The organism is Listeria grandensis FSL F6-0971 (assembly GCF_000525835.1).
GTDB lineage: Bacteria > Bacillota > Bacilli > Lactobacillales > Listeriaceae > Listeria_A > Listeria_A grandensis.
Genome location: NZ_AODD01000005.1, coordinates 159,823 through 185,798 on the forward strand (window position 1 = coordinate 159,823; position 25,976 = coordinate 185,798).

At 41.4% G+C, this 25,976-nt stretch carries 22 protein-coding genes and 3 pseudogenes; 24 read left to right on the forward strand and 1 reads right to left on the reverse strand.

Annotated elements, in window-relative coordinates; translation table 11 throughout:
• Positions 1-170 precede the first annotated feature (170 nt).
• The 19 genes and pseudogenes from hpf to phoU all read left to right on the forward strand — a co-directional run bounded on the left by hpf (position 171) and on the right by phoU (position 21,653).
• On the forward strand, positions 171-734 hold the full coding sequence (gene hpf / locus PGRAN_RS05120) for a ribosome hibernation-promoting factor, HPF/YfiA family (RefSeq protein WP_036065677.1): 564 nt from the start codon (positions 171-173) through the stop codon (positions 732-734).
• Between the two features lie 328 nt (positions 735-1,062).
• Positions 1,063-3,577: pseudogene (secA, locus tag PGRAN_RS05125) on the forward strand (preprotein translocase subunit SecA).
• A 157-nt stretch (positions 3,578-3,734) separates the two neighbouring features.
• Positions 3,735-4,836 (forward strand): peptide chain release factor 2 gene (gene prfB / locus PGRAN_RS05130; protein WP_149023986.1). Its coding sequence is split into 2 segments (ribosomal slippage): positions 3,735-3,806 and positions 3,808-4,836, totalling 1,101 coding nucleotides; the frame shifts between segments, so codons are not numbered across the junction.
• Between the two features lie 9 nt (positions 4,837-4,845).
• A complete protein-coding gene (locus PGRAN_RS05135) occupies positions 4,846-5,715 on the forward strand; it encodes a YitT family protein (protein ID WP_036065679.1) in 870 nt (289 codons plus the stop codon).
• Between the two features lie 569 nt (positions 5,716-6,284).
• On the forward strand, positions 6,285-6,971 hold the full coding sequence (gene ftsE / locus PGRAN_RS05140; protein WP_036065680.1) for a cell division ATP-binding protein FtsE: 687 nt from the start codon (positions 6,285-6,287) through the stop codon (positions 6,969-6,971).
• Complete coding sequence (gene ftsX / locus PGRAN_RS05145; RefSeq protein ID WP_036065682.1) at positions 6,961-7,848, forward strand: permease-like cell division protein FtsX; 888 nt, start codon at positions 6,961-6,963, stop codon at positions 7,846-7,848. Before ftsE ends, ftsX begins: the two co-directional genes overlap by 11 nt.
• A gap of 101 nt (positions 7,849-7,949) precedes the next feature.
• Entirely contained in the window at positions 7,950-9,194 is a 1,245-nt protein-coding gene (locus tag PGRAN_RS05150; RefSeq protein ID WP_036065684.1) for an NlpC/P60 family protein, read from the forward strand.
• 130 nt (positions 9,195-9,324) lie between these two features.
• Positions 9,325-9,900: a coiled-coil domain-containing protein gene (locus PGRAN_RS17200; RefSeq protein ID WP_241433284.1), complete on the forward strand. Its 576-nt coding sequence runs from the start codon at positions 9,325-9,327 to the stop codon at positions 9,898-9,900.
• A 6-nt stretch (positions 9,901-9,906) separates the two neighbouring features.
• Positions 9,907-10,686 carry a M23 family metallopeptidase gene (locus tag PGRAN_RS17205; RefSeq protein ID WP_241433285.1) on the forward strand — a complete coding sequence of 260 codons (780 nt, stop codon included), beginning with the start codon at positions 9,907-9,909 and terminating at the stop codon, positions 10,684-10,686.
• A gap of 117 nt (positions 10,687-10,803) precedes the next feature.
• A complete protein-coding gene (gene cls / locus PGRAN_RS05160; RefSeq protein ID WP_036065685.1) occupies positions 10,804-12,255 on the forward strand; it encodes a cardiolipin synthase in 1,452 nt (483 codons plus the stop codon).
• Between the two features lie 12 nt (positions 12,256-12,267).
• A complete protein-coding gene (locus PGRAN_RS05165) occupies positions 12,268-13,437 on the forward strand; it encodes a PDZ domain-containing protein (protein ID WP_036065687.1) in 1,170 nt (389 codons plus the stop codon).
• 221 nt (positions 13,438-13,658) lie between these two features.
• Positions 13,659-14,375 carry a response regulator transcription factor gene (locus PGRAN_RS05170; RefSeq protein WP_149023987.1) on the forward strand — a complete coding sequence of 239 codons (717 nt, stop codon included), beginning with the start codon at positions 13,659-13,661 and terminating at the stop codon, positions 14,373-14,375.
• Positions 14,372-16,143, forward strand: a pseudogene (pnpS, locus tag PGRAN_RS05175) (two-component system histidine kinase PnpS). Before PGRAN_RS05170 ends, pnpS begins: the two are co-directional and overlap by 4 nt.
• A gap of 220 nt (positions 16,144-16,363) precedes the next feature.
• Entirely contained in the window at positions 16,364-17,269 is a 906-nt protein-coding gene (locus tag PGRAN_RS05180) for a phosphate ABC transporter substrate-binding protein (protein ID WP_036065689.1), read from the forward strand.
• Between the two features lie 103 nt (positions 17,270-17,372).
• Positions 17,373-18,293: a phosphate ABC transporter permease subunit PstC gene (gene pstC / locus PGRAN_RS05185; protein WP_036065690.1), complete on the forward strand. Its 921-nt coding sequence runs from the start codon at positions 17,373-17,375 to the stop codon at positions 18,291-18,293.
• Positions 18,290-19,174 (forward strand): phosphate ABC transporter permease PstA, encoded by an 885-nt coding sequence (gene pstA / locus PGRAN_RS05190; protein ID WP_036065691.1) that lies wholly within the window; start codon positions 18,290-18,292, stop codon positions 19,172-19,174. The genes pstC and pstA overlap by 4 nt, the downstream gene beginning before the upstream one ends.
• A 44-nt stretch (positions 19,175-19,218) precedes the next feature.
• Positions 19,219-20,016, forward strand: coding sequence for a phosphate ABC transporter ATP-binding protein PstB (gene pstB, locus PGRAN_RS05195; protein WP_065427901.1), 798 nt, complete (start codon positions 19,219-19,221; stop codon positions 20,014-20,016).
• 190 nt (positions 20,017-20,206) lie between these two features.
• A pseudogene (pstB, locus tag PGRAN_RS05200) lies at positions 20,207-20,981 on the forward strand (phosphate ABC transporter ATP-binding protein PstB).
• 12 nt (positions 20,982-20,993) lie between these two features.
• The gene (gene phoU, locus PGRAN_RS05205) at positions 20,994-21,653 is read left to right on the forward strand and encodes a phosphate signaling complex protein PhoU (RefSeq protein WP_036065693.1); all 660 of its coding nucleotides are present in this window, start codon (positions 20,994-20,996) and stop codon (positions 21,651-21,653) included.
• A 50-nt stretch (positions 21,654-21,703) separates the two neighbouring features.
• Here phoU and PGRAN_RS05210 read toward each other — a convergent pair whose 3' ends face one another.
• Positions 21,704-22,099 carry a helix-turn-helix domain-containing protein gene (locus PGRAN_RS05210; RefSeq protein ID WP_036065695.1) on the reverse strand — a complete coding sequence of 132 codons (396 nt, stop codon included), beginning with the start codon at positions 22,097-22,099 and terminating at the stop codon, positions 21,704-21,706.
• Positions 22,100-22,344: 245 nt separating this feature from the next.
• Between PGRAN_RS05210 and PGRAN_RS05215 the strand changes: the two genes are divergently transcribed.
• From PGRAN_RS05215 to PGRAN_RS05230, 5 genes are all read left to right on the forward strand, one after another.
• Positions 22,345-22,650, forward strand: a complete 306-nt coding sequence (locus PGRAN_RS05215; RefSeq protein ID WP_036065698.1) for an ArsR/SmtB family transcription factor — start codon at positions 22,345-22,347, stop codon at positions 22,648-22,650.
• Between the two features lie 22 nt (positions 22,651-22,672).
• Positions 22,673-23,023, forward strand: a complete 351-nt coding sequence (locus PGRAN_RS17620) for a hypothetical protein (protein ID WP_338151704.1) — start codon at positions 22,673-22,675, stop codon at positions 23,021-23,023.
• Positions 23,024-23,066: 43 nt separating this feature from the next.
• The gene (locus PGRAN_RS05220; RefSeq protein ID WP_338151705.1) at positions 23,067-24,764 is read left to right on the forward strand and encodes a heavy metal translocating P-type ATPase; all 1,698 of its coding nucleotides are present in this window, start codon (positions 23,067-23,069) and stop codon (positions 24,762-24,764) included.
• A gap of 151 nt (positions 24,765-24,915) precedes the next feature.
• Entirely contained in the window at positions 24,916-25,299 is a 384-nt protein-coding gene (locus PGRAN_RS05225; protein ID WP_036065701.1) for a hypothetical protein, read from the forward strand.
• A gap of 13 nt (positions 25,300-25,312) precedes the next feature.
• Positions 25,313-25,963: an HD domain-containing protein gene (locus PGRAN_RS05230; protein WP_036065703.1), complete on the forward strand. Its 651-nt coding sequence runs from the start codon at positions 25,313-25,315 to the stop codon at positions 25,961-25,963.
• Positions 25,964-25,976 lie beyond the last annotated feature (13 nt).

Consider the following 25,976-nt stretch of genomic DNA (forward strand, 5'->3'; position numbering starts at 1 on the left):
ATGAATAGAGTAATAGCATCATACTTACTGACTACTTACATGCTAGGAATATAGTAATTTTGCTCTGTGTAAATGTTTGCAAAATATCAGGTTATAACGTAGACTGTATGTTAAGAAGTCATTCACTTCTTGTAAAGTATGAGTTGTTTTATTTCAAAGGAGGAATTGCTATGCTAAAGTATAATATTCGTGGCGAAAACATTGAAGTAACGGAGCCAATTAGAGACTATGTTGAAAAGAAAATCGACAAATTAGAGCGCTATTTCAGCGAGGCTCCGGATGCTAATGTCCATGTGAATCTTAAAGTTTATTCTGACAAGAATGCAAAGGTTGAAGTGACCATTCCTCTCAAAAATTTAGTGCTACGTGCTGAAGAAACAAGCGGGGATTTATATGCAAGTATTGATTTAATTGTAGATAAATTAGAAAGACAGATTCGTAAACATAAAACAAAAGTGAATCGTAAATTCCGTGACAAAGGTGCCGAACATGATTACTTTGCTTTTTCTGAAGTAAATAGCAGTGTTGCACCAGATGAATTCGAGAATGATAGCGAGCTAGATATTGTTCGTACAAAGGAATTTTCTTTGAAACCAATGGATAGTGAAGAAGCTGTACTTCAAATGAATTTATTAGGTCATAGTTTCTTCGTATATACAGATGCGGAGTCCGATGGTACGAATATCGTTTATCGTCGTAAAGATGGCAAATACGGTTTGATTGAGACAAATTAACTTAGAAATTCCTCTAAGAGCCGGGATCCAACAATTAGGGGATCTCGGCTTTTATTGTCAATACTGAGTTTTGAAATTAAGAAAAGTGAATGATAAAACGGATACTTGAAGCTATTTTTTTACTAGATAAAGCGCATAACTTAGGCTTTTATACAGAATTGGCGAAAATGCGTCGAAATGTTCACAGGAAAACAGGTTGTAAAAGACAGGTGAAAGATGGTAGAATTGTCTAGTGTGCCTGTGATAAGGCAGTCGCGTCAGAAAATGGGAAGAGCGCGACGATTTCAACTTCAGGGAAAGTATAGAAACAGTAGAGGAGAATAAGATCATGGCAGGTTTATTAAAAAAGATATTTGAATCTGGAAAAAAAGATAGCAAATAATCTAGAAAAGAAAGCAGATCAGATCGAGGCATTAGCTGATGAGACGGCGAAACTTTCTGATGATGAATTACGTGCGAAAACAGAAGAATTTAAAGAGCGATATCAAAATGGTGAAACGCTAGATGACCTTTTGGTAGAGGCTTTTGCAGTTGCGCGTGAAGGAGGAAAGCGTGCATTAGGCATGTTCCCGTTCCGCGTTCAACTAATGGGTGGTATTGTATTACATGAAGGTAACATTGCAGAAATGAGAACTGGGGAAGGTAAAACTTTAACGGCAACGTTACCAGTCTATTTAAATGCACTCTCAGGCGGCGGCGTTCATGTTGTTACAGTCAATGAGTACTTGTCGCAACGTGATGCCGAAGAGATGGGAGTTCTATATAATTTCCTTGGTCTATCAGTTGGACTTAACCTGAATGCCCTTTCCAGTGAAGAAAAACGTGAAGCGTATGCTGCTGATATTACGTACAGTACGAATAATGAGCTAGGGTTCGATTACCTACGTGATAACATGGTTGTGTATAAAGAGCAAATGGTTCAACGCCCACTTTCTTATGCAGTTATCGATGAGGTCGATTCTATTCTTGTCGATGAAGCAAGAACACCGCTTATTATCTCTGGTCAAGCGGAGAAGTCAACGATTCTTTATGTTCGTGCTAATTCGTTTGTTGAAACTATGACAGTGGAGAAAGATTATACTGTTGATATCAAAACGAAATCCGTAAACATGACGGAAGAGGGTATGACAAAAGGTGAGAAGTACTTTGACGTGGAAAACTTGTTTGATTTAGAAAATGCGACTTTATTACACCATATTGCGCAGGCTCTAAAAGCAAACTATACCATGCATTTAGATGTGGACTACGTTGTTCAAGATGATGAGGTTCTCATTGTTGACCAATTTACTGGTCGTATTATGAAGGGGCGCCGTTTCAGCGAAGGGCTTCACCAAGCACTCGAAGCCAAAGAAGGCGTAACAATTCAAAATGAATCGCAAACAATGGCAACCATTACATTCCAGAACTATTTCCGTATGTATAAGAAATTATCTGGTATGACGGGTACAGCGAAAACGGAAGAAGAAGAATTCCGTGATATTTATAATATGCGTGTTATCGAAATCCCAACGAATAAGCCAATTATTCGTGATGACCGTGCTGATTTAATCTACACGTCTATTGACGCGAAATTTAGCGCTGTGGCAGATGATATTGCGACGCGTCATGCGAATGGCCAACCAGTACTTGTAGGTACAGTGGCAATTGAAACATCGGAAGTTATCTCGCATAAATTAAAACGCAGAGGCATTCCTCACAGTGTTTTAAATGCAAAGCAACATGAACGAGAAGCAGAAATCATTCAATTTGCAGGTGAAAAAGGTTCAGTAACAATCGCGACGAATATGGCTGGTCGTGGTACGGATATTAAACTTGGTGAAGGTACCATTGAAGCTGGTGGTTTGGCTGTTATTGGTACAGAACGCCATGAGTCAAGACGTATCGATAATCAGTTGCGTGGTCGTGCTGGTCGTCAAGGTGATCCAGGTGTGACGCAATTCTATCTTTCGATGGAAGACGAATTGATGAAGCGCTTCGGTTCTGATAACATGAAATCCATGATGGAACGTTTTGGAATGGATGATGAGGCTATCCAGAGTAAAATGGTTAGCCGAGCTGTTGAATCCGCACAAAAACGTGTGGAAGGAAACAACTTTGATTCACGTAAACAAGTACTTCAATACGATGATGTGTTGCGCCAACAACGTGAAGTTATTTATAAGCAGCGCTATGAAGTAATCACTGCTGAAAACAATCTGCGCTCTGTTATTGAGCCGATGATTCAAAATGTCGTGAACTTTGTCGTACAATCGAACGCGCCAAGACAAGAAGATCGTGAAGAATGGAATCTACAAGGTATTATTGATTTTGTCGAGGCGAACCTTTTGCCAGAAGATGAAATCAGTGTAGATGATATTAAAAACATGGAGACATCCGATATTCAAGACTTCATTTTAGAGAAAGTAAAAGAAGCATATAACGAGAAAGAAACGTTGCTCCCAGAAGAGGAGTTCAATGAGTTCCAAAAAGTAGTATTGTTACGTGTAGTTGATACGAAATGGGTAGATCATATTGATGCAATGGATCATCTACGTGATGGTATTCATTTACGAGCTTACGGTCAAATCGATCCGCTTCGTGAATATCAATCAGAAGGCTTTGAGATGTTTGAAGCAATGATTAATTCGATTGATGAAGATGTTGCTCGTTATATTATGAAAGCTGAAATTCGTCAAAATCTTGAACGTGAACAAGTGGCTAAAGGTGATGCGATTGATCCAAATGAAGGCAAGCCGGTTGCGAAGAGACAACCAGTTCATAAAGATCAACACATCGGCCGTAATGATCCGTGTCCTTGTGGTAGCGGTGAGAAGTACAAGAATTGTCACGGTAAAGAGAAATAGAAGCAAGAAAACCAGGATATTTTTCCTGGTTTTTTGTTTGCCAGTTGGAATTCGTTACAAAGGAAGAATTTCACAATCGCAGTTTACAACAAAATATGCTATATTATTAGAGGTGCGCATAAGTTGGCGCATGAAAAATTAAAAAGAGGTGTTGAGCATGGAATTAGCTGAAATTCGTAATGAACTAGAAAAAACAACCCAACAAATCAAAGACTTTAGGGGGTCTCTTTGACTTAGATAGCATAGAAGTGCGAATCGCTGAGTTAGAGGATCAAATGTTGGATCCAGATTTTTGGAATGACCAACAAGCAGCACAAAAAATCATCAACGAAACAAATGGCTATAAAGAAACGTATAACGCGTTTCACGAGCTAGAAGAAGAGCAAGAGAATTTAGAACTTAGTTTAGAACTTTTGCGAGAAGAAGCTGATGAAGACTTGCATGCAGAGTTAGAAGTGGACTTAACGAAATTTGTGGCGAAGTTAACCGATTTCGAATTGAAATTAATGTTAAGTGAGCCTTATGATAAAAATAATGCTATTTTAGAGCTACATCCTGGTGCAGGTGGAACAGAGTCACAAGATTGGGGCTCCATGCTGTTACGGATGTATCAACGCTGGGCAGATAAGAAAGATTTCAAAGTGGAAACATTGGATTATCAAGCAGGGGACGAGGCGGGCATTAAAAGTGTAACACTCCTTATCAAAGGACATAATGCTTATGGCTACCTCAAAGCCGAAAAAGGAGTACATCGACTTGTTCGAATTTCACCATTTGATTCCTCGGGACGTCGTCATACTTCTTTCGTATCATGCGATGTGATGCCAGAAATGGATGACGATATTGAAATTGAAGTGCGTCCAGAAGATTTGAAGATAGACACGTATCGTGCGACGGGTGCAGGTGGACAGCATATCAATACAACCGATTCTGCTGTCCGAATGACGCATATCCCGTCCGGTATAGTAGTTACTTGTCAGTCTGAACGTTCGCAACTGAAAAACCGAGATCAGGCAATGAAGATGTTAAAAGCGAAACTATATCAAAAAGAACAAGAAGAAAAAGAAAAAGAGTTAGCGGAGCTTCGTGGTGAACAAAAGGAAATCGGCTGGGGAAGTCAAATTCGTTCTTATGTATTTCATCCCTATTCCATGGTGAAAGACCACCGTACGAATGTTGAAACAGGAAATACGCAAGCGGTGATGGATGGCGATATTGATGAATTTATCAATGGTTATCTGCGTTCGCGGATCGACTAAGGTGCTAATATGAAAGAAATTAAACCAATTAAACGGCGAAAACTATCGCCAAAACTGGCGAAAATAATGGAATACGTCTATGTTATTATAGGCGCCTTCATTATTGCAGTAGCGTTCAATGTCCTGTTGCTCCCAAACCATGTGGCATCAGGCGGAGTGAGCGGGATTAGTACGATCATTAACTACCTCACAGGTTGGACTCCGGCCTATATTCAGTGGGCTTTCAATATCCCCTTATTTTTTGCAGGTGTCTTTTTCTTAGGGTATCAATTTGGTATTAAAACGTTTGTGGGGACGATGATTATGCCCTTATTCGTCTATGTAACATCGGATTGGACTGTTTGGACAAATCAACCCCTTGTTGCCGCATTATTTGGTGGAGTGCTAGTTGGGATGGGACTCGGTATCGTTTTTCGGGGGAAAGCTTCTACTGGTGGTACCGATGTCATCGCCCAAATTCTGCATAAGTTCACGAATCTATCACTAGGTATTTGTGTGGCGCTTATCGATGGCTTTGTCGTGATTGCAGCGATGTTCGTCTTTGATATCGAGTCTGGACTGTATGCTTTAATTGGTCTGTTTGCAACGAGTAAAACTATCGACCTTGTCCAAGTAGGGCTGAATCAATCGAAAACCGTGCTTATCATTTCAGAAAAGCAAGATGAGATACGCCAAGCGATTCTTTTTAAAATTGACAGAGGGATTACGCGTTTGTCAGCAAAAGGTGGCTATACGGAAGATGAAAAGCAAATCTTACTCTGTGTCATCGCTCAATCTGAATTTTCGCGGTTAAAAGAGGTCATAAAGGAAATTGACCCGAACGCGTTTGTCGTCGTCATGAGTGCAAGTGAGGTCATGGGCGAGGGCTTCAATATTTAAAATATAGAGCTTAAAGCGGCATTGATTAGTAACGTTCATGCCGCTTTATTTATAGTACAGTTGGCAAAGTTCGTTTGTTTTTGTATAACAGTTGTGTAACAAGAAGTCCATTCTCAGTAAGGTAGTATATATTATTAGTCTCGAAGTGGTCTATTCCAATCGGTTTCGCTGTAACTATTTTTAATATCCCTGTAATGTTAATTCTGCGTAAAACACGGTACAATAAGAGAGTAATAAAAACAGTGCGGCATTTAAGGCACGTTTTTTTATGGGCTTTTTTATCGGTCAATAGAATTTGTGGGGCTTTTTATAAAATTAGCAATTAAAATGTGGATGTAAATAAAGATGTTGCAAATAAAATAAAACTTGTCATTGGTTGAAATATAACTGTAACCTAATTAACCTGAACCTGAAAGATTGAAGTGTTATAATTGATTTATGTGTTGTTACTTCAAGCATTTCAATAAGAAATGGTGAACCTTTCATGAAACTTTACTGTATAGTTCGGTTATATCTTACATGTTATATCATTCAAACTTGATTTAAGAAAGGCATAGTTAGGTGATAAAATGATTGTTATGGAAGATGTATACAAGAAGTATCCCAATGGCATTACCGCTGCGAACGGATTGAACATTCGGATCGAGCAGGGAGAATTCGTTTATGTCGTAGGTCCGAGTGGTGCAGGTAAATCTACCTTTATCAAGATGATCTATCGTGAAGAACGTGCAACAAAAGGAACGATTAATGTGGATAAATTTGATTTATTGCACATGAAGAATCGTGAAGTGCCATTTCTGAGAAGGCATGTCGGCGTTGTCTTTCAGGATTTTAAACTGCTACCGAGTAAGACCGTGTATGAAAATATTGCGTATGCGATGGAAGTAGTAGAAGAAGATCCGAAAGTCATCAAAGATCGTGTCATGGAAGTGCTAGACTTAGTAAACTTGAAACATAAAGTCAGAATGCTACCAGATGAGTTGTCTGGCGGGGAGCAACAACGGATTTCGATTGCTCGCTCGATAGCAAATATGCCACAGGTTTTAATTGCAGATGAACCAACTGGAAACCTCGATCCTGATACGTCATGGGAAATCATGAATATCCTTGAAGAAATAAGTAATCGCGGAACGACAATCGTAATGGCGACGCATAATAAAGAGATTGTTAATACTCTTAAACATCGTGTTATCGCTATTGAAAACGGCAGAATCGTTCGTGACGAACAGCAAGGAGATTATGGCTATGAAATTTAGAACAGTAGGTAGACATTTTAGAGAAAGCTTTAAGAGTCTCTATCGTAACGGTTGGATGACATTTGCTGCCGCTAGTGCGGTAACAGTTACTTTGATTTTGGTCAGTGTGTTCTTCGCAATTATGATGAACATGAACAAACTAGCAGACGATGTGGAGAATGACGTGGAGATTAACGTTCATATCCAATTAACCGCGACAAAAGATCAACAGGACGAATTAAAAGGTAATATCGAGCAGTTAAATGGCGTCGATAGTGTAACATTTTCTTCTAAAGATGAACAAATGGAGAAATTAGTCTCTACATATGGTAAGGATTTCGAGTTATTCGAACAAGATAATCCACTTTACGATGTGTTCATAGTTCAGGCTAAGGAGCCGAGCGAGACTTCAAAAGTTGCAACCGAGATTCAGAAAATGAAATATGTCGCAAAAGTGAACTATGGTGAAAAAACAGTAGATAAATTGTTTAATGTCTTGAAATGGGGACGATATGCTGGTATCATATTAAGTGCTGGTCTTTTACTAACAGCCATGTTCCTAATCTCGAACACGATCAAGATTGCGATTTACTCGCGTCGAACCGAGATTGAGATTATGAAACTGGTAGGGGCGACAAACTGGTTTATCCGGTGGCCGTTCGTGTTAGAAGGTGCTTGGCTGGGTCTGCTAGGATCCGTCGTACCAGTGATACTAACATTTGTAGGTTATATTAACACCTACAAGCTTATCAATCCAAGACTTGGAGAAGGCACCAATCTTTCCTTATTGACACCAACCCCATTCATGTATGAAATTGCTGGGTTGATCATTGCCATCGGAGTTTTGATCGGTATATGGGGGAGTGCAATATCCATCCGTAGATTCTTGAAAGTTTAACAATTAAATGCGTATCAGATAAAGAACGCATTTTCAAAAATAATGATTAAAAAAATTAAATGAAAGAAAAGCCTAGGGAGCTTTTTAGGAGGTAAAATCTTTTGAAAAAAAATACTTTAATCGCTGCGTCAATGGCAGCTGTAATCAGTTTATCACCGGTTTTTACAACAAATGCATTTGCGGACGTTAACACAGATATCCAACAGAAAGACGCAAAGCTAAACGATCTTAAATCTAAGAAAGCTGATTTACAAGCTGATCTATCATCTTTAGTATCTAAGCTAGATTCAGCGCAAGCGAAATCGAAAGAACTACAAGCAAGTTTTAATAAATCAGCAGAACAATTAAAGAAATTAAATGCTGATATCGCGGCAATTAACACACGCATTAAGGAACGTGAAGCAGTTCTTAAAGAACGCGCTCGTTCTATGCAAGTGAATTCAAACTCGAATGTTTATCTTGACGTAGTTCTAAGTGCAGATAACTTTGGCGATTTAGTAGACCGTGTATCTGCCGTTAACACCATTGTTGATTCTGACAAAGCAATCCTTGATGAGCAACAAAAAGACGAAGATGCTTTGAAATCAAAATCTGCTTCTGTTAAGAAAGAACAAGCAAAACAACAAAAAGCAATCGCAAGCTATGAAGAACAACAAAATAAAATCGAAGCTCAAAAAGCTGAAAAAGAAGCTGTTGTAGCACAGTTAGCAGCACAACAAGCAACAACAGAACAAGAAAAATCTACTCTAATTGCGCAACGTGATAGAGAAGCAGCAGCGGCAGCGGCTCGTGCGGCGGCGGCGAAAGAAGCTACAACTGTTCAACCAGTAGCAGCGACTGAAACTGCTTCAAGCTCTAACTCAAGTTCAGATTCTAGCTCTGCATCATCGTCTTCAAGCGATAGCAAATCTGAAAGCAATACAAACACTTCAAGTTCTTCGAATAACACTGGTAGCAGCAACATCGCAGCACCAACTGGTTCTGGATACGATGCAATGATTTCAGCAGCTTATGCACAACTAGGTAAACCTTACTCTCTAGGAGCTACTGGACCAGGTTCGTTTGACTGCTCAGGATTTACTTCTTACGCATTCCGTGCAGCAGGAATTTCTCTTCCAAGAACTTCAGGTGCTCAATATGCAGCATCTACTAAAATCAGCTCAAGCCAAGCAAAACCAGGTGACTTAGTATTCTTCAGCTATGGTAGCGGAATCGCTCACGTTGGTATTTACATTGGTGGCGGTAAAATGATTAACGCGCAAAATAATGGCGTTAGCATTGACAGCCTTTCAAGTAGCTTCTGGGCACAATCTCTTGTAGGTTTTGGTCGCGTAGCTAATTTTTAATCCCAAACAATAAAAAGATTTTTTGAAAATAGAAAAGTACCTTTGTGCGAGTTTTGCAAGGGTGCTTTTTTTCTAACTAATTTTTGGAAAAAATAGTTATATATGAATTCGAATTAGGAGGAAACTGTGAATGACATATAAGAAAATACTCAGAAATGGCATTGCAATGACTGTAGCAGTTGGACTTTTTAGTGGAGTACCGATTAATGCGATGGCCGCCGATTTAAATGAATTACAGAAGCAGCAACAAGACATTCAGAACCAGCGCTCTGCTATAGATAGCCACATCGATGAAAAGGACCACGAAGTTTCGGTTCTTGAAAGAAAACAACAAACAACGGCTGCGGAATTAGAAAGCCTAGTAAAAAGTATCACGGAAACAAATAAAAAGCTTCAAAAGCAGCAACAGGAAGTAGCTACAACGAATGCTGAGGTAAGTAAACTAAAGAATGAAATCAGCGTATTGCAAAAAAGTATTCAGGAACGTCTTGACTTATTGAAAGATCGCGCACGTGCGATACAAGTTAATGGAAACGGTCAAGCGTATATGAATGTTATTTTAGCGTCGGACAATTTCAGTGATTTTATTGATCGGGCGACAATGGTATCGACACTCGTGAATGCAGATAAAGACATTATGACGGATCAGAAAAAGGACGAAGATGCACTCAGTTCGAAACAAAATCAAGAACAGAAACAAAATTAGACGAGCTTGAAAAAACTTTCTACCGAAATTGCGCTTTCCAAAAATAACTTAGAGAGCCAAAAGAGCCAAAAAGACGAGCTTATTTTAGCAATTGCGGCAGAAAAAGATTTAACGCAACAACAAAAAAATGATTTGTTAGCAAAGCAAGATACGCTTTCGGCAAGTGAGAAAGCAATCGCGGGTAACATTCAAGCGGAGCAAAATCGCCAAGCTGAACTACAATTGGCAGCGGCCCGCAAAGCAAGCGCAGAACGTGCAGCTAAAGAAGAAGCTGCAAAGGCTGCAACAGCACAAGCAAGATCAAAAACAGTGACGAGGACGGAATCGCAACAGGAATCATCGGCTGTCTCTATTCCATCGATTAGTGCAGGATCTTCTACGGGTATGTTTATTAAACCAGCAGCGGGAATCTTAACTTCTGGCTTTAGCGATCGTACCAATCCAGTGACTGGAGAACATGAATCACATAAGGGGCAGGATATTGCAGCTGGTGGTAGTGTGCCAATCTATGCAGCGGCAGGAGGAACTGTTGTTTTCTCTGGTTTTGGTGCTCCAGGTAGTGGCTATGGTGGCTATGGTTATGTGGTTGAAATCGATCATGGGAATGGCTATCAAACCTTGTATGGGCATATGAGCGCGGGAAGCTTGCAAGTCGTTGCAGGACAAAGTGTTTCTCAAGGACAAGGCATCGGCATGATGGGCTCGACAGGTCAGTCGACAGGTCAGCATCTCCATTTTGAGATTCATAAAAATGGGGTTCCGGTTGATCCATCACCTTATATTTAATTTAGAAACTCGGTTGGCTCATATGTGGGCTGGTCGAGTTTTTGCTTGTCTAAGGCAATACTTCACTGCTAATATATGATATGATAAAAGTGTAGGATTATTATTGGGAGGGACATTATGGGGATTATTGCGGGTTTATTGATTGTTCTATTACTAATCAATCTATTCTTTGCCGCTGTGATGGTGTTTTTGGAACGGCGAGACACATCAGCGACATGGGCTTGGTTGCTTGTTTTAACTTTCATACCTGTTATTGGCTTTATTATATATTTAATATTCGGCCGAAAGCTTTCACACCGTAAAATTTTTGACTGGAAGGGACAGGAGAAAATTGGGTTGCGTGAGTCGACGGACAATCAAATTAACTTGATTAGGCAACAGGAGTTTCCGTTTAGTGATCGGAATGTGGCGAAGCATCGGGATTTGATTTATTTATTACTTGTTAATGATGGCGCAATTTTAACGCAGGATAATGAAGTTACTATTTTTACAGATGGGCATGAAAAATTTGATGCGTTGATGCTTGATATAGAGGCGGCGAAGGATCATATTCATCTGATTTATTATATTATTCATTCTGATATGCTTGGGAAGCGTTTGAAAACGGCGCTTATTAAGAAGGCGAAAGAGGGACTGGATGTCCGTGTCATTTATGATGCAATGGGTTGCCGAACAACAAAAAAAGCTTTTTGGAACGATTTGAAGCATAATGGCGTGAAAGTTTGGCCGTTCTTCCCATCAAAATTACCGTTGATTAACTTTCGGCTGAACTATCGAAATCACCGCAAGTTGGCAATTATTGATGGTGAGGTTGGTTATATTGGTGGCTTTAATGTGGGAGATGAGTATTTGGGGCTCGATAAAAGCTTTGGATACTGGCGAGATACGCATCTTCGAGTGAGGGGGAAGGCGGTTTTTGCGATGCAGACGCGCTATATTATGGACTGGAATTCAGCGTCGTCGGCAAGTCAGAAACTAGATTATCACACGCGTTATTTTCCGAGTTTTCATGGGAAGGGACACTCTAGTATGCAGATTGTTTCGAGTGGGCCAGATTCGGAATGGCAGCAGATTAAAAATGGTTATATTAAGATGATTAATTCGGCTAAGAAATCTATTTATTTACAGTCGCCATACATTATTCCGGATGCGAGTTTGCTTGAGGCATTAAAAATTGCTTCGCTATCGGGCGTCGATGTGCGTTTGATGATTCCAAATAAACCGGATCACGCTTTTGTTTATCGTGCAACGATGAGTTATTGTGGGGAATTGATAGAGAGTGGTGTCAAGGTTTATATTTATGATAATGGCTTTATTCATGCGAAGACGATGGTTGTCGACGGTGAAATTGCATCGGTTGGGACGGCAAATATGGATTTCCGTAGTTTTAGATTGAATTTTGAAGTGAATGCGTTTATGTATGAGAAGAAAATCGCGCAGAAATTGGAAGATCTATTTTTGCAAGATATTTTGAAATCGTATCAGCTAACAGCAGAATTGTACGCCGAGCGATCTTTTTGGATTAAAGTGAAAGAAGCGGTGTCAAGGTTGCTGTCACCGATACTATAAGAGGTGAATGAAGTGGACATAGTGCTAGAAATATTAAAGGGAATCGGGAGTTTGCTGCTACAGCCAGCTTTGTACGTCTCGGTATTGATTGTTATTATTGCTGGGTTTAACCGGACAAAATGGGAGCGTAAATCTTTTCATATACGCGTTCATTCTCCTTGGCAGGAGTTAAAAGGCTTCTTCGGGCTGGGAATCGTGTTTGGCGTGCTAGTATCGATCGTGCTGATTTTCACTGGGTTTACGTTGACGATTGGCTGGATTGCGATCTTTAATGTGGTGCTGATAGTATTGTTACTTGTAGGTCTTTTTCGAATGACTTCCACAGCGTATACAATTGGAATTGCGAGTTTGGTTTACTACGGGGCATACTATTTTGATTGGCAGTTGGCACCGTTTGAAGATACGATGTTGCCGATCAAGGATTTGTATATTGATAATTTCATGATTGCCATCGTATTTATTTTAGCACTATTACTTGCGGTTGAGGCGTTTTTGATCCAGTATTCGGGTGCTAATCAGGCATCACCAATGCTACGAAAAAGCGGACGTGGAAAATGGATCGGGGCTTTTCAACTACGCCGTTTATGGTTATTGCCACTCGTTTGCTTTATTCCTGGTCATGGTTTTGCAGCATTTTTTGATTGGTGGCCGATTTTCCAAATTGGGAATCAGGCATTTTCACTGCTGATTTTGCCGGTTGTTATCGGTTTTCAGCAACAGGTACAATCACAATTACCGAAGCAGGCGACGCATAAAATCGCGGTTCGCGTGACGAGTTTGGCGATTGTAATTGCGCTCTTCGGTGTTGGAAGCATTGTGATGCCCATCTTATGCTTAGCTGCTTTTGTCGTTGCTATCATTGGACGGTTTTGGATTTCTTATCGCCACCGCAGTGAGGAGCAGAATGCTGCCTTTAAGTATACGCCGCAATCTGATGGAATCATGATTTTAGGCGCTCGTGAGAATACGCCGGCTAGTCGGATGGAAATTTTGGCTGGGGAAGTTATTTTGGAGGCGAATGGGAAAAAGGTGACAGATCGTGCGGAGTTATATGATGCGTTGAATGAGAATCGGGCGTATTGTAAGTTGAAGGTACGCGATAATAATGGAGAGCCGCGGATTGTTCAAACGGCGATACATGAGGAAGATTCATTTGAGCTTGGGTTATTTATGGTAGAGTGAAAATAAGACGCGCATGAACCTGTACACGAGTATCGGAATGGAGCTCTTAACAATAAGAACGGGCTCTTCTTTTCAGGGCCTGTTTTTTTTTAAGATTGTGTTAATCTGATAGGTTTTCTACCCGATAAAGGTAAATTCGTGCTATATTTTAGATGAAGAATACATAACAAGTTGTGGCGAGTTTGTAAAGGCTGCGCGTTATGAACGGGGAGGAAATGGCATTGACCAAGATTTTAGTAGTGGATGATGAGTCTTCCATTGTGACTTTACTGCAATTTAACATTGAAAAGGCTGGTTTTGACGTGGTGACAGCAGAGGATGGGCGAACGGGATACGAGCTTGCTTTGGCGGAAAAACCAGATTTGATTGTGCTTGATTTAATGCTACCAGAAATGGATGGGATCGAGGTCTGCAAACAGTTGCGCCAGGATAAGGTGGAGACACCGATCTTGATGCTAACGGCAAAGGATGACGAATTGGATAAAATTATTGGTCTGGAACTCGGCGCGGATGATTATTTAACGAAGCCGTTTAGCCCGCGTGAAGTCGTGGCGCGAATTAAGGCGATTTTGCGACGGAGTGCTGGGAAATCAGCTGCTGAAATGGATATGCCAGAGCCTGTGAAAGAGAAGGCGCTTCATGTTGGCGATCTGAAGATTTTGACGGAGAGCTACGAGGTTTATTTACAGGACGAGTTGCTGGATTTGACGCCAAAGGAATTCGAGTTGTTGGTATATTTGGCAAATCATCGTGGCAAGGTTTTCTCTCGAGATCAGTTGCTGGATGCGGTTTGGAATTATGATTACATTGGTGAAACGCGGATTGTAGATGTGCATGTGAGCCATTTGCGCGATAAAATTGAGACCGATACGAAGAAGCCACAATATATTAAGACAATTCGTGGTTTTGGCTACAAGATGGAGAATATGAAGGCATGAAAAAATTATGGCTGAAAATAGGACTGTCCTTTTTTATTCTATTTTTTGTGGTGATGGTGGTTGTTGGCTTCTTTTCGGGGGAACTGATGAAGAGCGTTTATTTGCATATGAAGGAAAATCAGTTGCAGGATGACGCGAAAATTCTATTGACGACGACAAATTTAGAAAATGTGGATTTGGATCAGAGTGCAGATCAGATTCAAGCTACTTTGAAACCTTTAGAAGATAAGATTGATGCGCGGATTACGATAGTTGATAGGAACGGGCATGTGGTTGCGGATACGAAGGAAGATCCACATAGTTTAGGCAGTCACAAGGATCGACCAGAAGTACAAGAGGTTTTAGGTCAGGGAAAAGATGTTGGAATTGCGACCCGAAAAAGTTCTACGCTTGGCTATAGCATGTTATATGTGGCGGTTCCCATTGTGCATAACGGTGCGATGGACGGTGTCTTACGAATTTCAATCTCGTTGGAGTCCGTCGAAAAAGCCGTTCATCAGTTATGGCTGAGCTTGTCTTGATCTTTGGTTTGGCACTCGTAGTTATCGGTTTTATCAGTGCCGTGATTGCCCGCCGGATTACGCGACCGGTCAATGAAATTATCGATGTATCGATGGATTTGGCGAACCATCGTTATTATAGTCGAATTACAGGCCAAACGAGTGGTGAATTGCAGGATCTTTCGATGAGTGTGAACCAATTAGCGCAAAGTTTGGAAAAGCAGATGCAGGAAATCGAACTTAATCAACAACGGCTCAGCGGCATCGTGCAGAATTTAGTCAGTGGTATCATGCTGATCGATCAGCGGAAGCTCATTGTGATGACGAATCCGATGATGGAGCAAATCATTGGTGAGAAGGGACTTACAAGCAAAGCATACTATGAAGTCCTTAAAAGTTTTGCCTTGACGCAGCTTGTAGATCGCTGTTTAGAGCAGAAAACACCGCAGCAAGAGGAAATTACGATTTATTTCCCGCGCGAACTTATTTTGGATGCGAATGCCTCACCGGTTCTTTCTAAAACAGGGAATATCACTGGTGTTATATTGCTACTTCACGATATTACTGAAATTAGGCGACTCGAAAATGTACGTTCTGAATTCGTCGCGAATGTGTCGCATGAACTAAAAACACCAGTTACTGCGCTTAAAGGCTTCGCGGAAACTTTACTAGACGGCGCCATGTATGATGAAGAACTTCTTAAAAAATTCCTAACGATCATAAAAGAGGAAAGTGACCGACTCCATCGCCTAATTATGGATATTTTGGAGCTGTCACGAATTGAGCAGAAACACGTTTCGATGAACTTAGAACAAGTGGATGTGGAGGACGTGGTAGTCGCAACTATGGATACCGTTCGTCCGATGGCAGCTACAAAAGAAATCCAACTCATATCTCCGAATTTAGCAACGCCGATTGTTATGCAAGCGGAACGCGATCGTTTGCAACAAATCTTGATCAATTTGATTTCAAACGCGATTGTTTACACGCCTCAAAAGGGAAAAGTCACGGTAGGCGTGACGGAAAATATCGCGAACGAAACGATTGTAATCACAGTCAAAGATAACGGTATCGGTATACCCGTCAAAGATATCGATCGCATTTTTGAACGCTTTTATCGGGTAGATCGGGCGCGAAGCAGACATTCAGGTGGAACTGGGCTCGGACTTTCTATCGTGAAGCATATCGTTGAAAGTTGCGGTGGTCAGGTTCAAGTGGAGAGTGTGGAAGGTTCTGGAACAACATTTACAGTGACACTTCCTAAATAAAGGAGTAGCGCACGTCGTGATTTTAAACGGCTTGCGCTTTTCTTTACATAAATAGAGTCCGGAGATCGCCTAATTAGCGGTCTTTTCGTCATCTCTCCTTAAATAAATTTACAGAATCATCATCTTTACATTCTCTTAACATTAGCTACACATCACCTTAATTCTTAAGAGGTATAGTAGGTTTGTAAGTTAAATCGATAAAAAAGGTGGTTTACAATTCATGAAGAAGAGATTTTTAGGACTAGTAGCTGTTATTGCAGCGTTCACAATGATTATAGCAGGATGTGGAAATTCAGGTTCATCATCAGATAAAGCAAACGGAAATGCAGATAGCAAGGAAGTTTCTGGTTCGATTACGGCGGTGGGCTCGACTGCACTGCAACCTCTTGTTGAAGCTGCTTCGAAACAATTTACAGCTGAAAATCCTAAAGCACAAATCAACGTGCAAGGTGGCGGATCTGGAACTGGCCTAACGCAAGTGCAACAAGGCGCAGTAGATATCGGCAACTCGGATGTTTTCGCTGAAGAAAAAGACGGCGTTGACGCTTCAAAATTAGTAGACCACAGAGTCGCAGTAGTCGGCATGGCTCCAGTTGTTAACAAAGACGCTGGCGTGAAAAATATTTCAAAACAACAATTAATCGACATCTTCACAGGAAAAATTACAAACTGGAAAGATGTTGGCGGTAAAAATGAGAAAATCACGATCATCAACCGTGCAGAAGGAAGCGGAACACGTGCAACTTTTGAAAAATGGGGCTTAGATGGCGCGACACCAGTGAAAGCGCAAGAACAAGATTCCTCAGGTACCGTTCGTAAAATCGTAAGCGAAACACCAGGTGCAATTAGCTACCTCGCTTTCTCTTACATTGACGATTCGATCCAAGGACTTTCGATTGATAACGTAGAGCCGAAAGAAGAAAACGTAGCAACAAACGATTGGAAAATTTGGGCTTACGAACATATGTATACAAAAGGCGAGGCAACAGGACTTACGAAAAAATTCCTAGCTTACATCACAAGCAAAGATGTTCAAAATGACTTGGTACCACAATTAGGTTACCAATCCATTCACTCCATGAAAGTGGAACGTGATGCTAAAGGAAACATTACAGAAGTTAAATAAAAAATATATTGGGGAAGGCGTCTACTTCTAATTATAGAAGTGGGCGCAAACCCGTTTGTTGGGTATAAAAATTGTACTCAGCACTCGGAAAGGAGTCCAGACAGTGGAAGCAAGAGAAAAAGCATTAACGCAAACTTCCAAAAAAGCCCGTCTTGAAAAAAGAGGGAAAATCATTACTTTTATCTGTATCAGCATCATGGTGATTGCAGCAGCATCCATTCTTTTCTTTGTTATCTCGAAAGGGTTGGCGACGTTCTTTGTCAATAACGTGTCATTCGTCGATTTTATTACAGGAACAGATTGGAATCCTTCGAAAACAGACGCGGCCGGAAATCCACTCGTTGGCGCCTTGCCGATGATTCTTGGTTCTTTTGGTGTTACTTTACTCGCGGCTTGTATCGCCGCCCCGCTTGCGATTGGCGCTGCTATTTTCATGGTGGAAATATCGCCGAAATTTGGTAAGAAAGTGTTGCAACCCGTGATGGAGTTGCTTGTTGGAATTCCGTCTGTTGTTTACGGATTTATCGGACTTAGTGTTGTCGTTCCATTTATACGGGAACACATTTCAGGAAGTGGTTTTGGGATTGCAGCGGCGACCGCGGTTTTGACCGTGATGATTTTGCCGACTGTGACTAGTTTGACAGTGGATGCGATTCATTCGGTACCACGTCATTATCGTGAGGCTTCGCTTGCGCTTGGTGCAACGCGGTGGCAGACGATTTGGAAAGTAATTTTACGCAGTGCACGATCAGGCATTTTGACAGCCGTTGTTTTCGGAATGGCGCGCGCGTTTGGTGAAGCACTTGCTGTACAAATGGTTATTGGAAACTCCGTGGTTATCCCGACTTCGTTATTCGAACCGGCATCCACGTTAACAAGTATTTTAACAATGGGAATGGGAAATACCGTCATGGGGACGCTTGATAATAACGTGCTTTGGTCACTAGCGATGGTGCTACTAGCCATGTCACTATTCTTTATCATTATGATCCGCTTCATCGGCCGTAGGAGGAAAGTCAAATGAATGTAAAAACAAAAGATAAAATCGCGACCTCCGTTTTCTATTTGATTGCACTACTCATTGTCGTTATTTTGGCTGGATTACTCGGCTATATCTTAGTTCGAGGCGTGCCTCATCTGAGCTGGCATTTCCTAACCTCACCGCCAGAATCATTCAAAGCAGGTGGAGGGATCGGCCCAGAAATCTGGAACTCCTTCTACATGCTACTAATCACGATGCTATTATCCGTTCCAATCGCACTCGGAGCCGGTATCTACATGGCAGAATACGCCCGCAAAAATTGGATTACAGACTTTATCCGAACAACGATTGAAGTCCTATCTTCTTTACCATCCATCGTGGTTGGTTTGTTCGGATTCTTAATTTTCGTGTTACAGATGGGGTGGAGCTTCTCGGTTATTTCCGGGGCGCTGACACTGACCATCTTTAATCTACCGCTACTTATTCGCGTTATTGAGGAAGCACTTAATGCTATTCCAAATACGCAGCGAGAAGCAGGACTTGCACTAGGCTTGTCGCGTTGGGAGACCATAACACGGGTTCTAGTCCCAGCCGCGCTACCAGCAATCGTGACCGGCGTTATTTTAGCCGCAGGACGCGTATTTGGTGAAGCAGCCGCTTTAATCTACACTGCTGGACAAAGTACACCGACATTGAACTTCGGGGACTGGAATCCAATGAACCCGACGTCGCCGCTCAACATCTTCCGTCCAGCAGAAACACTTGCCGTACACATTTGGAAAATTAATGGGGAAGGAATTATGCCTGACGCCGCAGCTGTATCCGCGGGAGCGTCCGCCGTACTCATTCTTTCCGTACTACTTTTCAATATTTTAGCCCGCATTTTAGGGAAATACGTATTCAAAAAGATGACGTCTTCCTGATTTGGCGGACAAAAGGAGTTTTTTAAATGATGGCAACGACAAATATGTCTTTCGCGATAAATCAAGATAAAAAAATCGTAACAGCAAGCGCGCCCGCAATGGCAACGAATGATTTGCACGTCTATTATGGCGACAATCACGCGATTCAAGGCGTCGATTTAGAATTTCATGAAAACCAAGTCACGGCTTTAATCGGTCCATCTGGCTGTGGGAAATCGACCTATCTCCGCGCGCTCAACCGAATGAATGATGAAATCGATGGCTGCCGGATGGAAGGCGAAATCTTGTATAACGGTATCAATATTAACCGCAAAGAAGTCGACCTGTACAATGTCCGAAAAGAAATCGGGATGGTCTTCCAAAAACCGAATCCGTTCACCAAATCGATTTTTGAAAACATTGCTTTCAGCTTAAAACGTCATGGTATGAAAAGTAAAGCCGAGCTTGCGGAACGCGTGGAAAAAAGTCTGCGTAGCGCCGCGCTTTGGGATGAAGTCAAAGATGATCTAGGCAAAAGCGCCCTATCCTTATCTGGTGGGCAGCAACAGCGTCTCTGTATCGCTAGGGCAATTGCGATGCAGCCAGAAGTTTTGTTGTTAGACGAACCTGCCTCCGCGCTTGATCCGATTTCAACGAGTAAGATCGAGGATTTGATACACGAGCTAAAGAAAAAATACACGATTATTATCGTGACGCACAATATGCAACAAGCCGCGCGGGTATCTGATCACACAGCATTTTTCTATCTTGGAAAAGTAGTCGAAGTGACCGATACAACGACGCTATTTACGAATCCATCGAACAAGCAGACGCAGGATTATATTTCGGGCAATTTTGGATAATGAAAAGCGTAAACAGCCCGCTTAGTCTCGACAGAATTTGTTAGAGGGCGCAGTGAAAACCCGTTCTTGGTTTTTGCGGAGGCCACGAAAATTCCGAGAGGCTGGCTGTTGAAGCTGGATCACATGAAAAGCGTAAACAGCCCGTTCACCTTTTTCAAAATATTTTTCTTCAAGGAAAGGAGCCACCCAAATGTCAACAATAACTGACACGGAATTCGTCATCGAAACGAGAGACGTAGACCTGTTCTACGGCCAAAAACAAGCGCTGAATAAGATAAACCTAAACTTTAAAAAAAAATCGTGTGACGGCGCTTATAGGACCATCTGGATGTGGGAAATCAACTTTTCTCCGTACATTGAATCGAATGAACGACTTGATTCCAAACGTCACAATCAAAGGCGAGATCAAAGTTGCCAACGAAAACATTCAAAGCTCCAAAATCGACACAGTCAATTTGCGCAAAAAAGTCGGGATGGTTTTCCAACAACCGAACCCGTTTCCATTTTCGATCTATGACAATGTGGCTTATGGACCAAGAACACATGGCGTCAAAAATAAGAAAAAACTAGATGAAATCGTCGAACGTAGCTTAAGACAAGCCGCACTTTGGGATGAGGTGCATGATCGTTTACACAAGTCTGCACTCGGCATGTCTGGTGGGCAACAGCAACGCCTCTGTATCGCTCGCGTTTTGGCGGTCCAACCAGAAGTTATCCTCATGGATGAGCCGACTTCCGCGCTTGACCCAATTTCTACAGCCAAGATGGAGAACCTCATTTTGGAGCTGAAGAAAGATTATACGATCGTTATCGTCACGCATAATATGCAACAAGCATCACGTATTTCCGATGAGACAGCATTTTTCCTCAATGGCGAAATCATTGAATTCACTGACACAACAACTATTTTTACCAATCCAGCGGAACAAAAAACGCAAGACTATATTTCAGGAAGATTCGGATAAGGAGCGAAGCATATGCCAGTTAGAAAAATTTTTAATGAGCAGCTAAACGAGCTACATCAACATTTACTTGAGATGGGAATGTTAGTCAATGAAGCGATTTATAAAGCGGTGAAGTCACTTGTGAATCGGGATCAGGAGCTAGCGGAGAATGTCATCGTGAGCGATCGTTCCATCAATAACATGGAGTTGGCATTAGAACAGCGCTCTTTCGAATTAATTGCGCTGCAGCAACCAGTAGGCATAGACCTTCGCAAAATTGTAACAGTTCTAAAAGCAAGCTCAGATCTGGAGCGGATTGGGGATCATGCAGTAAGCATTGCGAAAACAACGATTTTAGTTGGTCGTAGCAAAGTTGTGAAGCCGATTCCGGAGATCCAAGAGATGGGAGATATCGTTAAAATTATGGTGCATGATGTGTTAAAAGCATATTTGGCGGAAGATGAAGAAGCTGCCCGTGAAATTGCGACACGTGACAATGAGGTTGATAAACTCCAACGTGTCATTTATACGAAATGCATTCATTTTATGCAAGAGGATCCCGATCATCTAGAGGAAATTTCGTATCTGCTCCTTGTTGCCCAATACCTAGAGCGAATTGGTGACTATGTGACTAACGTTTGTGAATGGATTGTGTACTTGAAGAGTGGCGAAATTGAAGAATTGAATCATTGATACCTAGTTAAAAGGACTCTACCGCATATTGTGATAGAGTCCTTTATCCGTTAACTATTTAATTTCCGAGCTTGTTTTAATGTGAATTCGAGCGAATCCATCAAAAACTCGCTTGTTTCTTCTTGCAAATATTCCCCGTTTAAATGTTGATGTTCTTCGTAGCGTAAGTCCTCGATTATCTTTTCGATCCGTTTGGCAATATCGTTCTTCTCTTTTGTGGTGACTGGTTTATACGAAGGTTCGCTATTTTGGCCAATTAAATAATCTACAGAAACATCGAATAATGTTGCAATATGGCGAACCGTATCCAAATCTGGCTCCCTGATACCGTACTCCCAATTACCATATGTAGAAGGGGCCTTTAGTCCGAGCCGTCTTGCTGTTTCGGCTTTCGACCAGCCTTGTTTCTCCCTTAAAACTGTCAATCGTCCGCTTAAATCTGGCATGCTATCACTCCTTTGTGTAAATTATATCATGATTTTGCCAATTGAGCTCTTTTTTTACATAAATAAGCTTATTTTGTACATAATAGCTGAAAAAGAAGGAAATGCTTGCAATTTTGACCAACATGTATTAATATATGTGTATATAAACATATATTGAAAATCATCCTAGTTAAACCTTGCTAAGTTCCTCTTTTTGGATCATTATATGTATATGTGGGCATATACTAGAATTGGAGTGATAGGTGATGGAACAAAGCAAACAATTATTAGGCGAAGAAACGCTTTTTGGTGTAACACAAATTTTTAAAGCATTGGCAGATCCGACACGGGTTCAGATATTGAATTTGGTGCAGGACCAGGAGTATTCGGTGAATGACATTGCACGGACGCTGGGTTTCAATCAGACGACAGTTTCCCATCAATTACGCTTTTTAAAAAATTTAAGACTTGTCAAATCAAGACGCGAAGGTACAACGATCTATTACACGCAAGATGATAATCACGTTTTAGAGTTGTTATCTCAAACAATCCGGCACGTGGAACATCATTAAATGCAGAAGGAAGGAACGAACAATGGCTGAATTCAAACTAAGCGGGCTCTCATGCGCGCACTGTGCCCAAGAAATGGAATCGGAAATGCAGAAGTTAAAACACGGAAAAGATGCCAAGGTACTTTACAACTCTGGAAAAATGGTGATTTCTGATAAGATGGTAATGGCAGATGTGGAGAAAATCCTACAACAAGAAGGTGTTTCTGTCGTGAAACCAGATGGAGAGCACGATCACAATCATGACCACGGCGATAGGAAGCTGATTATTCAAATCGCAATTTCGACAATTCTGTTCTTTGTTGCTTTTTTGACGGAAAAAAAATATTCCGGTTTGGGGCGCATTCAGTATTTATTTTGTAGCGGCAGCACTTAGTGGATACCAAACATTCTTTAAAGGTTTGAAAAATTTATTCCGTTTGAAATTTAATATTGATACATTGATGACCGTCGCACTCGTTGGAGCATTCACTATCGGAGACTGGCGCGAAGGAACGGTTGTCGCGATTCTCTTCGGTATAAATGAGTATTTAGAAGGATTCGGGATGCGCCAAGCGCGCAAATCGATGGCTGCGTTATTGAAAGTCGTGCCAAAAACCGCGAACATTTTAAAAGATGGCGTTACTGTCGAAGTGCCAATTAATGAATTACAACTTGGCGATATCGTCCTCATTAAAGCGGGTGATAAAGTGCCGTCTGACGCAATGATTGTCGAAGGGAAAAGCTCGGTGAACGAAGCGGCAATTACGGGTGAATCAATGCCGGTAGAAAAGCAGATCGGTGATGCCTTATTTGGCGGATCAGTCAATAACGAAGGAACATTAAAAGCGCAAATTACAGCGATTTATGCAGATTCGTCTTTAGCGAAAATTTTGCATCTTGTAGAAGAAGCGCAAGAAACGAAAACACCGACGGAACTGTTCATCGATAAATTTGCGAAATACTATACGCCCATCATTATGCTATTTGCCGTACTTGTAACGATCGTGCCGCCACTTTTCTTCAATGGTGTGTGGAGCTATTGGGTATACGAAGGACTGGCCGTATTGATTATCGGTTGTCCATGCGCGCTCATTCTTTCTTCGCCAGTCGCCATCGTATCTGGAATTACGCGCAGTGCTAAGAACGGTGTCTTGATTAAAGGTGGCGTTTTCCTAGAACAATTGGCAAAAACAAAACAGATCGCTTTTGACAAAACGGGAACTTTGACTGAGGGGAAACCAGTCGTAGCAAGAGAGGTTGTCTATGATGATGCAAAATTTTTCCAAATTTCAGGAATGATGGAACAAAGCTCTGGACATCCAATTGCAGCCGCTGTAATGGTTTATGTGACGAAGCACCAAACTACATTCCCTGAAATGACGGATTTAACTACAATCGGCGGAAAAGGATTGCGCGGCACTTTTGAAGGGAAGCAGTACTTCTTAGGAAATGAACAACAAATTCCAGACGCAAGCTGGACAGCGCAATCGAAGCAAGACGTGGACAAGTTGAAAAATGAAGGCTACACGGTTGTCGTTACAGCCTCTGAAACAGCGGTTTTAGGGATTTTTGGAATTCGAGACGCCTTGCGCAAAGAAAGTAAACAACTTGTAAGCCAGTTGCATGAAGAAGGTATGACAAACATTATCATGTTGACCGGAGATCATGAAAAAACAGCCGAGAAAGTAGCGAAAGAAATCGGAATCGACAGCTACTATGCTGGTCTACTGCCAGAAGATAAACTTACTAAAATTCAACAACTACACGATCAAAATGGGAGTATCGCAATGGTTGGCGATGGTATAAACGATTCCCCAGCTCTCGCAACAGCAGATCTTGGCATCGCGATGGGAAAAGGAACAGACAGCGCTATTGAGGTGGCGGATATTGTCTTGATGCAAGATCATCTTGGCAAATTACCAATTACGGTAAAAATCGCCAAAAGAGTTCGAGCTGTCGTTGGATTTAACATCGCTTTCGCATTAGGTCTCAAAATTATAGCGTTATTGCTAGCAGTAATGGGCTACCTAACTCTCTGGATGGCTATCATGGCGGATATGGGAGCTACCATTATTGTCACGATCCTCGGACTTTCTATTTTGTTCCGGAGTAAAGAAGAAAAAGCAATAAAATAGCCCGATAAAAACAAGAAGCGCGGTTGGCTTCTTGTTTTTATTGTGTTGAGGATAAAGCGCATTCCATCAAGGCTTATCAAGTGTTTTAGGTTGCTATCAATCGCCATCCTCGTTATACTAGTTAAAAAAGAACGCCATTTGGGGGAAGAACATGAAACAATTATCAAGTAGCAAAAAAGTCATCGTTATTTTGGGTATTATCGCCCTACTCGCCGTCTCTGTCATGGCTATCATGTTCAACAACGATTTAACTTCCGTCATTATTATCTCCATTGTCCAGTTTATCCTGATCCAAGCCGTTTGTTATGTCGGCATTTACTCAGTGATGAAAGTAGGCGCGGCGCGTGGACATAAACTATTTACCTGGGGTATTTTGACAACACTTATTTTTATGGGGCTTATTTATATTTTTGCAGCAGACAATTTCAGACAATATTCCGCGGCTATTATTGCATTGCTTGGCTTTAGCTCCGCGTTGATCATGAGAGAAGTAGAAAATACGCATCCGGATAACAAAAAACAAGAAGAACAATGAGGAGTGAAGTGAAATGGGAATTCATCAATATTTTCGCAGTTTATCAGATTTAGAGAATATTTATCGCTGTCCAGGAAAGTTCAAATACCAAGAGCACTCCGTCGCCGAACATTCCTTCAAAGTGACACAAGTAGCACAGTTCTTAGGCAATGTAGAAGAACAGGCGGGACAAGCGGTTAATTGGCGTGCTCTATACGAAAAAGCACTGAATCATGATTACCCAGAACTGTTCATCGGGGATATCAAAACGCCGGTTAAATATGCGACATCCGAGCTTCGCGAAATGTTATCCGAGGTCGAGGAAACGATGACACGAAATTTTATTGATAACGAAATCCCAACGGAGTTCCAAGCAATTTATCATGTACTGCTGAAAGAGGGAAAAGATGACACGTTAGAAGGTCGCATTCTCGCTGTAGCAGATAAAGTTGATTTGCTGTACGAATCATTCGGCGAAATTCAAAAAGGCAATCCAGAGCCAACATTCACTAAAATATATAGTGAGGCTTTAGAAACGATCTACCAATTCCGCGAAATGAATTGCGTTCAGTATTTCCTCCGCGAAATCCTACCAGATCTTCTCGCTGAAAAAGGGATTGAAAAAACTGACTTACCAGCATTAACAACTGAAATCAAAGCACGCGTTCTAAAAGAAGATAATTAAAAGGGAGTGCGAA

Bases quoted from the DNA above. Each gene is read 5' to 3' on its own strand.
- hpf (WP_036065677.1), top strand. From the start codon at position 171: ATGCTAAAGTATAATATTCGTGGCGAAAACATTGAAGTAACGGAGCCA.
- PGRAN_RS05135 (WP_036065679.1), top strand. From the start codon at position 4,846: ATGAAAGAAATTAAACCAATTAAACGGCGAAAACTATCGCCAAAACTG.
- ftsE (WP_036065680.1), top strand. From the start codon at position 6,285: ATGATTGTTATGGAAGATGTATACAAGAAGTATCCCAATGGCATTACC.
- ftsX (WP_036065682.1), top strand. From the start codon at position 6,961: ATGAAATTTAGAACAGTAGGTAGACATTTTAGAGAAAGCTTTAAGAGT.
- PGRAN_RS17200 (WP_241433284.1), top strand. From the start codon at position 9,325: ATGACATATAAGAAAATACTCAGAAATGGCATTGCAATGACTGTAGCA.
- cls (WP_036065685.1), top strand. From the start codon at position 10,804: ATGGGGATTATTGCGGGTTTATTGATTGTTCTATTACTAATCAATCTA.
- PGRAN_RS05180 (WP_036065689.1), top strand. From the start codon at position 16,364: ATGAAGAAGAGATTTTTAGGACTAGTAGCTGTTATTGCAGCGTTCACA.
- pstA (WP_036065691.1), top strand. From the start codon at position 18,290: ATGAATGTAAAAACAAAAGATAAAATCGCGACCTCCGTTTTCTATTTG.
- pstB (WP_065427901.1), top strand. From the start codon at position 19,219: ATGTCTTTCGCGATAAATCAAGATAAAAAAATCGTAACAGCAAGCGCG.
- phoU (WP_036065693.1), top strand. From the start codon at position 20,994: ATGCCAGTTAGAAAAATTTTTAATGAGCAGCTAAACGAGCTACATCAA.
- PGRAN_RS05210 (WP_036065695.1), bottom strand. From the start codon at position 22,099: ATGCCAGATTTAAGCGGACGATTGACAGTTTTAAGGGAGAAACAAGGC.
- PGRAN_RS05215 (WP_036065698.1), top strand. From the start codon at position 22,345: ATGGAACAAAGCAAACAATTATTAGGCGAAGAAACGCTTTTTGGTGTA.
- PGRAN_RS17620 (WP_338151704.1), top strand. From the start codon at position 22,673: ATGGCTGAATTCAAACTAAGCGGGCTCTCATGCGCGCACTGTGCCCAA.
- PGRAN_RS05225 (WP_036065701.1), top strand. From the start codon at position 24,916: ATGAAACAATTATCAAGTAGCAAAAAAGTCATCGTTATTTTGGGTATT.
- PGRAN_RS05230 (WP_036065703.1), top strand. From the start codon at position 25,313: ATGGGAATTCATCAATATTTTCGCAGTTTATCAGATTTAGAGAATATT.